Below are 6697 nucleotides of genomic sequence, written 5' to 3'. Positions count from 1 at the left end.
TTCGAGCATTACAACGAGCAGCATCCGCACAGCGCTTTGAAATATCGGTCGCCGAGAGAGTTTAGGCGCTTGGCAGCAGCATCAATTTAACGGGGAGTTGGTGTCCGGTTTGGTAGGGGCAAGTCCAGTAGCAGCAATCATGTGAAATGAGGGCTACCCGACTGCCTCGCTCCACTAAGCATGCGGCCACGTCAACGGTGATGGGAGATTTACCGACGCCGCCCTTCAGAGAGGTGATGCTCAGTACGCGGGCTGCGTGGGAAGCCCTTAGCATCTTGGCAGTGTCCGCCGCCATCGGGATACTCGACCGGTCATAGAAATTTCGAACAACGCTTTTGCCGGGTGTGCGTTGCCCTTGCTCGTAAGACCTCCAGGTTCGCTCACTCACCCCGGCGCACTCAGCTGCTCTGAATCTGGACATGGAATGCGCGAGTCTGGAATTCAGAAGGGCTGCGGCAAATGGGGACATAGCAATTCTCCTTTTCTGTTCGACGAGCGTAAGGGTTTGCCAAATCAGATAACAGCTGGCACGGAGTGCCGCGCCATTCGCCGTAGGTGTGAGGATCCGGAGAGCTTCGCCTTGCCAAGCTAGCGCAGTCACATGCTGTTTACATCCGATTGCCACCGTTGCGGAACCGGCCTCTACATGGACTTGACCGACAACACCTCTACATATCGGTATTTCTTCCTGGCCGTCTTCACTGCTTCTTGCTCTGCCAACAGCTTGCTGAGCGTGTCGGCTTCGTGGATCAGCTCGAACGTTTTGCCTTCAAACTCATTGCCGACACGCAGGGTTACCTGCAGCCTGGGTGTGAAAGCCTTCGCTGTCTTCTTCTTTGCCACTGGCGGCACTGGTTTCACGAAGAAGACTTCTGGAACCGATTCCTGTTCCGGTGGCACAGCCACTTTAGGTGAAGGGTGACTCGAAACAGTCCATCCACATGTTCAGATAGGCACTACTATGTGTGCTGACGACTGGATGGCAGCGAATTCCCACAGACTAAAGACCTTTGCCAGCAGATGCTGAGCGATCGCAGGCGGCGACCCCTTCAACAAATGCCCGCCACTCCCGTTCCAGTCCTGCGGGTGACAACTCAGATCCTCGACTTTCAAATGGGCACTTCACCTAACGCCCTGCGTGTGCGGAAATTCGATATGATGTCGAAACGACAGCTTAGGGGCGCATAGGCCGGGCTGTGATAACCGTGACGAGGGATGTGATGATTGAAGGATACTCAGAGGAAGAGTTTGGCATCACCGTACATGCGCACGTACGCCCGGCAAAGCCCATCAGTTCTATTAAGCTGCTCAAGGGGCGTCATAAGGAGCTTGGCGAAATCCGTCGCGCCTTGTTTGCCAAAGGACGTCACATGTCGCCGATGTCGATTTGACCCAGTTGCCGAAACTTCACTGACCCAGTGTGACTCGTCGCGAATCGTTGTCTGTGCTGGATTTGTGCCGATATTGAGTTGGGTGAGCCTTACGCCGGCACATGGGTCAATTCGGCATCGGCCTCAACAGTGTTGGATCACCTGCTGGATAATTCGGCTGCCTATTTGGCAGAAGGCACCGTTGTCGAGCGGTTCACGACAATTGCTGACCTATTAACCGGCTACTGCCGGCGATGATTAACTCACAACACTGGCTCGCAGGGAGCAGTCAGTGCCCGTGGCCCAAGCTGGTCAGCTGCGGGACGAGTAGGTACTGGGCGTGACCTCATTAACGATCGGGTTTAGGCGTGACCAGATCTTCTCGTTTGTGCCTCTAAAGGCCACACTCCCCCGAGACATGCCCGCAAGGGCCTACTTGATGAATGGGCCCCAGCCGAGCGTTTATGTAGTGATCAGAACAGCGGAATGCTGTAGCTGACGATCAACCGGTTCTGATCCTGGTCGTTGGTGGCGTTGCCACGAAGAGCACCGTTGCGCCAACCGAGTTTGACGCCCTTGAGCGCCCCCTGTTGAACCTGGTAATCGATGGCCAGATCGCGCTCCCATTCCTCCTGGGATTCGTCACTGGTGTTTTTGATGTGATCCCCGGACAGGTAGGAGATGCCGGCGGTCAGTCCCGGCAAACCGAACTGTTTGAAGTTGTAGTCGTACTGGGCGAACGAGGTGCGCTCCCCCGCTCGGGTGAAGTTGAAGATGAGGCGGTCGGTCAACAGGTAGTTGCTGTAGCCACCAGCGCCTTCTCCGGTATTGGCCTGGTTGGGCTGCACGAAGTTGCTGCCCTCGGACACCCGCTGGTGCCCCACCATCAGGCTATGGCCGCCGTGCTTCAGCGTGAACGCCGCGCTCCAGGTGCGGTTGTCGATTTCGCCGCTGCCATCATGGGTATAGCCTCCCACCCGGTAGCCCTCGGCACGGCCCGCCGCCGTACCGTTCGCGCCATCGGCCGAGGAGCGGAAATAACGCACATCGGAAGTCAGCGAGGTATCGGCCCCTAGCGGCGCCACGTGAGTCAAGCCCAGAAAGTGCTGGCCGTAATAATCTTCCATGTTCGCGTAGTAGTACTGCAGCAGCAGGTTGGGCGTGGCTTTCCAGTCCGCGCCGGCAAAGCGGAACTGGTTGCTCTGCGGTAGGATCTTGCCCGACGGTCCACCGACCGCGAACCCCGAGCGGTTGGTGGAACCGCGGCCCACCATGTGTTCGAGCTGGCCCGCCACCAGCGTCACGTCGGATATTTCCTTGGACGTGATGATGCCGCCTTCATACGTTTGCGGGAGGAGTCGGCCGTCGTTGCTCTTGAGTATCGGCAGATTGGGTTGAAGGGTGTTCCCATAGGTCAGCACGGTATTCGAGACTTTCATCTTGGCGGCCGCGCCGCCATGGGACCAATCGTGCCGGGCGCCGCCGTCGCTGTCGTCGGGAATCATGCTGCTGCCCTTATGATCGCCCTTGCCGCCATCCAGGCGCAGACCCAACATAGTCTGGGCGTCCACCCCAAAGCCGACCACGCCTTCGGTGAACCCGGAACGGTAGTTGAACACCGCGCCTTGCCCCCATTCGGCCGTTTTGCCGGTCGCATCGCGCATATCGTTGTTGAAGTAGAAGTTTTTCAAGTCCAGCACGGCTTTGCCATCATCGACAAAGTCCGCCCAGGCAGAAGCGTTCATGCACAGTGTTCCGGCGATGAGCGTGATCGCAGAAGTCGATTTCATGTTTCATGTTCCTTTGGAGTGAACGGTTTTTAACCGCAAGCTCTCGTCGGCGCCAAGTTTCCTTGGGCCGCAACTGTGTCGTGCCGAGGTCGGCTCCGTCTGGAGCTAATGGGTTTATTTATCGGGTTATTGTTTTTATTTAGGGGGGGTCAATACGCATTAGATAAATAGGAACACGCTGTTCAAACTTTCGTGCTTGGCCGCCAACGTGTCTGGTTATAACGTGTCACCTTGCCGCTCTCCAGATCGAAGGCAAGACGCTCTGTCAGCGTCTCCAGCGCTCGGCCATACAGATGAAAATGCAATGCCGGCTTGTCCGACACCACGTGGATGCTGTGGATATCGTCTCCCAGAAACAGCACGGGGTGGCCTGGCCGCACCACGATTTCTCGGTCGACCGCGAGGGTTGCCTGCCCTGGGTCACTGCCGTCATCGGTGCGCCTGTACACACGGTTCAACTCTTCGCCCTCTATGGCGACCACCACTACCCAGGTGCCGTGGTTATGCGGCACGCTCGTCTTGCCTGGGAGCAGCGCCTGCAGGTAAAGAGCGTGTTCCTGGTTTTCCCCTACTTGCAGTTCATAACGCGTGGAAAGCGGTTGATCGGCCGAGGGCAGCGCGAACTCGTCGAAGTTGAAAAGGTCGCGCCGCTTGGCAAGTTTTTCCAACTGTTCGGCCGTGGACTTTAAAATATCCCTGTCGATAGTGGCGTGCCGATGAAGTGCGCGAATGGCTAACAGGGTTTCGGACACAAGTTGTTCACGTTGTTGCTTGAGGCTCATAGAAAACTCCTGAGCGATAGCTTATCTAATCAGTTTTTCCAGGCCGAAATAACGCTCGACCAGCAATACCGCGATAAATGAAATAATCACCATGGCCACCGATATCGCCGCGACCGAAGGGTCGCTGTTATACGACGCATAGCTGAACAATTGCACAGGCAACGTGCTGTAGCCCGCACCGGTGAGGAAAATCGATAACCCCACGTCATCGAACGACACGATGAACGCGAAAATGGCTGCCGCCAGAAGCCCTGGGCGAATCTGCGGCAGGATGATTCTCCAGAACACCTGCCAATGGCTGGCCCCGAGGTTGCGGGCTGCCAGTTCCTGACGGACGTCCAGCCCGCTGAGGCTGGCGATCAGCGTGCGCAGCACGTACGGAATGGTCAGCGCGATGTGCGCAGCCAGAATGCGCGACGGTTGATGGGACCAACCCCAGGCCGAATAGGCGGAAAGAATAGCCAGCGCGCTCAGGATGTGCGGCAGGAAAAGCGGCGACATCAAGGTCCCGATGATCAGCTGTTTTCCGGGGTAAGCCTGGCGAGCCGTTGCCATGGCTGCCGGCAACCCAAGCGCCACGGCGCCCGCCGTGGCGAACAGCGCCAGCACAAGGCTGTTGAACGATGCCCCGAGCAGTTCGGGCTTATCGAGAATCGCCTTGTACCAGCGCAACGAAACCGAATGCTGGGGAAAACTGATGTAGTCCAGTGGGGTGAGCGAAACCAGCGCGACGCACACCAACGGGCCGACGATGAACAGGGTGACCAGGCCAGTCCAGGCGATCAGCCAGACAGGCGTGGAAGCATTCGTGCCTCGCATCATCCGCCCTCCCCGATTCGCTCATGACGGGCGGCGAGCCGGGTCACTGCAGCTACGATCAGCCATACCGTGACGAATAGTACCGCGGCCACCACGGCAGCCTCTTTCCATTCCAGATAATTGATCGCCAGGTCATAGACTTCCGTCGCCATTACTTTGGTTGCCGTGCCGCCCAGCAGCACGGGCACGATGTAGGCGCTGGCGCTCATGGTGAACACCAGCACCGAGCCGGACAGTACGCCCGGCAGGCATAGGGGAAAGATGATGGTGCGCAACACTTGCCAGCGGCTCGCGCCAAGGTTGATCGCGGCCAGCATCAACCGCTCGTCCAGCTTGAGCATGGAGGCGGTGATCGCCAGCAGCATGTAGCCAAAGAACACGTGGGTCAGGCCTATGATGACGCCGACGTCGTTGTACATCAGTGCCACCGGCGCGATGCCCAGCACACCAAGGGTTTTGTTGATGAGCCCGACGGGCCCCAGCAGGATGACCCAGGCCAATGTGCGCACCACTACGCTGGTCAACAGCGGCGACAGCAACAGGATCGCCAGCACCGTTCTCTGCGTCGATGAAAGCCTGCGCATCAGCAGGGCAACAGGGAAGGCCATGACCAGGCACGCCAGGGTGGTTATGGCTGAAATACGCAGCGTACGTTCAAGCAGTCCCCAAGAATAGGCGTCCGCGAAGAACGCTTCGTAAAGCCCGGCCGTGAGCGTCCATCCCCCCGAGTGGACTTGCACGAAACTGCCGGCCAGTATCTGCACGACCGGCGCCAGGAAAAGCGCGGCTATGAAGATCAACGCGGGCATGATCAGCGAAGCGCTGCGCAAACGAGCCGTCGTCATACCGCCCCCGGCAAATCGATCATTCTGTGCAACGGCCAGCAGGCGCGAGTCGTGATGCCGGGTTGCAGGCCCACGGGCCATTGGTGGTCGAGGCATTCGCCCACCAGCGTGGCGCCACCGGACTTCACCTGGAACCTGACAAGGGCTCCCAGGTATTCGATTTTTTCCAGTACACCGCTCATGCCGGCGTATCCGCGAGGCGTCGTTGCATCCGTCGTTATACGCACCTGATTCATGGGGATCACGTAGGAGGATGCCGTGCCAGGGGTTTCCAGGAGCGCCTCGGTGCCCTCGATTTCCAGGAAATGCCGGGCCTCTTTTTGCGCGGGCGTGCCTCGCACGATATTCCTGTGGCCCACGAAGCGCGCGACGAAGGCGGACGCCGGCCGAGTGTAGATCGCCTGGGGCGTGTCGAACTGCTCCAGGCGACCGTTGCCGAGAATCGCGACCCGATCGGAGGTAGTGAACGCTTCTTCGATGTCGTGGGTCACCAGCAGCGTAGTCATCCGGGTCTGATTGTGGATTTCCCGGAAGTTATCCCGCAGCTCTCTCCGGAGGTTAGGGTCCAGGTTGCTCAACGGCTCGTCCAGCAACAACAGCCGAGGCTTGAGAATCAGCGCGCGGGCCAAGGCCACACGCTGCTGCTGCCCACCCGACAACTGCCGGGGGTAACGCTTTTCCAGCCCCTGCAAGCGCACATATTCCAGCGCCTCGCTGACCTGGCGCCGGACCTCACCGTTACCGACCTTGCGCATACGCAAGCCGAACGCTACGTTCTCGAACACGGTCAGGTGCGGAAACAGCGCGTAGCTCTGGAACACCATGGCGGCGCCGCGCCGGTGGCTGGGCCAACGTCGCACGGACTCCCCCTGGATCAGGATGTCTCCGGCATCCGGCTCCGTGAAGCCGGCAATCATGTGCAGCAGGGTGGTCTTGCCGCCCCCGGAAGGACCCAGCAACGAGACGAACTCATGCGGCTTCACCTCCAGAGAAATACCATTGACCGCGGCGTGGCCGTCGAAGCGCTTGGTAAGGCTGCGCAGCGCCAGGAAAGCGCCTTCAGGTGACTGGTTATCGCTTGGCATGTCGAA

Annotated in this window: 8 protein-coding genes; 1 reads left to right on the top strand and 7 read right to left on the bottom strand. The window is 58.9% G+C overall.

Going from position 1 to position 6697, the window contains the following annotated elements:
• Positions 1-61: 61 nt before the first annotated feature.
• On the bottom strand, positions 62-274 hold the full coding sequence (locus HAQ05_RS28670; RefSeq protein ID WP_238936515.1) for a ParA family protein: 213 nt from the start codon (positions 272-274) through the stop codon (positions 62-64).
• Positions 275-642: 368 nt separating this feature from the next.
• Positions 643-906: a hypothetical protein gene (locus tag HAQ05_RS12325; RefSeq protein ID WP_190420903.1), complete on the bottom strand. Its 264-nt coding sequence runs from the start codon at positions 904-906 to the stop codon at positions 643-645.
• Between the two features lie 314 nt (positions 907-1220).
• Here HAQ05_RS12325 and HAQ05_RS12320 point away from each other — a divergent pair, with 314 nt between their 5' ends.
• Positions 1221-1391 carry a hypothetical protein gene (locus HAQ05_RS12320; protein ID WP_190420901.1) on the top strand — a complete coding sequence of 57 codons (171 nt, stop codon included), beginning with the start codon at positions 1221-1223 and terminating at the stop codon, positions 1389-1391.
• Positions 1392-1843: 452 nt separating this feature from the next.
• Here the strand turns inward: HAQ05_RS12320 and HAQ05_RS12315 are convergent, their stop codons facing one another.
• The 5 genes from HAQ05_RS12315 to HAQ05_RS12295 all read right to left on the bottom strand — a co-directional run bounded on the left by HAQ05_RS12315 (position 1844) and on the right by HAQ05_RS12295 (position 6691).
• A complete protein-coding gene (locus tag HAQ05_RS12315; protein WP_190420899.1) occupies positions 1844-3160 on the bottom strand; it encodes an OprD family porin in 1317 nt (438 codons plus the stop codon).
• 182 nt (positions 3161-3342) lie between these two features.
• The gene (locus HAQ05_RS12310; protein WP_190420897.1) at positions 3343-3942 is read right to left on the bottom strand and encodes a cysteine dioxygenase family protein; all 600 of its coding nucleotides are present in this window, start codon (positions 3940-3942) and stop codon (positions 3343-3345) included.
• A gap of 21 nt (positions 3943-3963) precedes the next feature.
• Positions 3964-4764 (bottom strand): ABC transporter permease, encoded by an 801-nt coding sequence (locus tag HAQ05_RS12305; protein ID WP_190420895.1) that lies wholly within the window; start codon positions 4762-4764, stop codon positions 3964-3966.
• Positions 4761-5591 carry an ABC transporter permease gene (locus HAQ05_RS12300; RefSeq protein ID WP_190420893.1) on the bottom strand — a complete coding sequence of 277 codons (831 nt, stop codon included), beginning with the start codon at positions 5589-5591 and terminating at the stop codon, positions 4761-4763. Before HAQ05_RS12300 ends, HAQ05_RS12305 begins: the two co-directional genes overlap by 4 nt.
• 11 nt (positions 5592-5602) lie before the next feature.
• Positions 5603-6691 carry an ABC transporter ATP-binding protein gene (locus HAQ05_RS12295; RefSeq protein WP_190420891.1) on the bottom strand — a complete coding sequence of 363 codons (1089 nt, stop codon included), beginning with the start codon at positions 6689-6691 and terminating at the stop codon, positions 5603-5605.
• Positions 6692-6697 lie beyond the last annotated feature (6 nt).

The sequence above is a fragment of the Pseudomonas typographi genome (genome assembly GCF_014694385.1).
GTDB lineage: Bacteria > Pseudomonadota > Gammaproteobacteria > Pseudomonadales > Pseudomonadaceae > Aquipseudomonas > Aquipseudomonas typographi.
The sequence above is the reverse complement of the archived record's forward strand: the minus strand, read 5'-3'. Positions and strand labels throughout refer to the sequence as shown.

What these genes read in the sequence shown, in the direction of transcription:
- HAQ05_RS28670 (WP_238936515.1), bottom strand. Translation starts at nt 274, where the DNA reads ATGCTAAGGGCTTCCCACGCAGCCCGCGTACTGAGCATCACCTCTCTG.
- HAQ05_RS12320 (WP_190420901.1), top strand. Translation starts at nt 1,221, where the DNA reads ATGATTGAAGGATACTCAGAGGAAGAGTTTGGCATCACCGTACATGCG.
- HAQ05_RS12315 (WP_190420899.1), bottom strand. Translation starts at nt 3,160, where the DNA reads ATGAAATCGACTTCTGCGATCACGCTCATCGCCGGAACACTGTGCATG.
- HAQ05_RS12310 (WP_190420897.1), bottom strand. Translation starts at nt 3,942, where the DNA reads ATGAGCCTCAAGCAACAACGTGAACAACTTGTGTCCGAAACCCTGTTA.
- HAQ05_RS12305 (WP_190420895.1), bottom strand. Translation starts at nt 4,764, where the DNA reads ATGATGCGAGGCACGAATGCTTCCACGCCTGTCTGGCTGATCGCCTGG.
- HAQ05_RS12295 (WP_190420891.1), bottom strand. Translation starts at nt 6,691, where the DNA reads ATGCCAAGCGATAACCAGTCACCTGAAGGCGCTTTCCTGGCGCTGCGC.